The organism is Streptomyces sp. NPDC005811, assembly GCF_040630405.1.
In the GTDB taxonomy this organism is placed as follows: Bacteria; Actinomycetota; Actinomycetes; order Streptomycetales; family Streptomycetaceae; genus Streptomyces.
In genome coordinates, this window is sequence record NZ_JBEXXK010000142.1 from 1 (window position 1) to 1564 (window position 1564).

The 1564-nt window shown below is 73.0% G+C and carries 2 protein-coding genes; both read left to right on the forward strand.

Annotated elements, in window-relative coordinates; genetic code table 11:
- On the forward strand, positions 1-145 hold a 145-nt coding region (locus tag ABZ490_RS52130), incomplete at its 5' end, for an SRPBCC family protein (RefSeq protein WP_359008122.1).
- Positions 146-246: 101 nt separating this feature from the next.
- Positions 247-1428, forward strand: coding sequence for an FAD-dependent oxidoreductase (locus tag ABZ490_RS52135; RefSeq protein ID WP_359008119.1), 1182 nt, complete (start codon positions 247-249; stop codon positions 1426-1428).
- Positions 1429-1564: the final 136 nt, after the last annotated feature.

Consider the following 1564-nt stretch of genomic DNA (forward strand, 5'->3'; position numbering starts at 1 on the left):
GGACTTCGAGGCCTGCGAGCGCACCCAGCCCGGCATGAGCTCCCGGATGTACGCCAAGGGCGGCGTCCTGGTGCCCAGCGAGCACCACATCGGCGAGTTCCACACCTGGCTCCAGAACAAGCTCGACGTGGGCCCCACCCGCTGACCGCACCCTCCCGCCTCTTGACAACCGCCGCTTCCCGCCCGAACCATGTTGCGCATAACGGATGTCGTTGTGCCATGTGAGACAGCCTGTCTGGAGCCCGCATGAGGAGCATCACCGTCGTCGGAGCATCGCTGGCAGGCCTCAGCACGGTCCGCGCGCTGCGCACGGAGGGCTACGACGGCGAGATCGTCGTCGTGGGGGAGGAGCGCCACACCCCCTACGACCGTCCGCCGCTCTCCAAGGACTTCCTCAAGGGAGACATCGACGCCGCCGCCCTCGCGCTCGGCGACGCCGAGGAATACGCGGACCTGGACGTGCAGTGGCTGCTCGGCGAGCGGGCGGTGGGCCTCGACCCCGGCGCCCGGACCGTCACCCTGGCCGGGGGACGGCATGTGCGCACCCACGGGGTCGTCATCGCGACCGGCGCCGCGGCCCGCACGCTCCCCGGCACCGACGGCCTGGCCGGCGTCCACACCCTGCGCACCCTGGACGACGCCCTGGCGCTGCGCGCCGACCTGACGAACGGCCGGCCCCGGCTCGTCGTCATCGGCGCCGGCTTCATCGGCGCCGAGGTGGCCTCCACCGCCCGCGGACTCGGCCTGGACGTCACCGTCGTCGAGGCGCTCGGCATTCCGCTGGAACGCCAGCTGGGGCGCGAGATGGGGCTGGTGTGCTCCTCGTTGCACACCGACCACGGGGTCCGCCTGCTGTGCGGGACCGGTGTCGCGGGACTCCTCGGCGAGGGCCGGGTCACGGGCGTGCGGCTCACCGACGGGCGGGTGCTGCCCGCCGACGTCGTCGTGGTCGGGGTCGGCGTCAGGCCCGCCACCGACTGGCTCGCCGGGTCCGGAGTGCCGGTGGACGACGGGGTGGTGTGCGACCCCGGCTGCGCGACCGGTCTCCCGGGCGTGGTCGCCGTCGGCGATGTCGCCCGCTGCCCCCACCCGTTCACCGGACGGCACGCCCGGATCGAACACTGGAGCAACGCCGGCGAACAGGCGAGGACCGCCGCCCGCACCCTGCTCACCGGGGTGTCCGCCTCCGCTGCGGCCACCGCGCCGTACTTCTGGTCCGACCAGTACGGGGTGCGCATCCAGCTCGCCGGGTACGTCGCTCCCGGCGCCGAGCCCGAGGTCGTCGAGGGCGACCTCGGCAGCCGTTCCTTCACGGCCGTCTACCGGCGCGACGGCACCCCCGTCGCCGTGCTCTCCCTCAACCAGCCGAAGTTCTTCAACCGGCTCCGCCGCACCCTCGTCCCCGCCGTCCCGGCCACCGCCCACTGAGCCCCCACGCGAGGAAACGTCGATGACTCTGTTCCACCAGTCCCTGCACGAGCTCGACCCGGAGATCGCGGCCGCGGTCGACGCCGAGCTGCACCGCCAGCAGTCCACGCTCGAGATGATCGCGTCGGAGAACTTC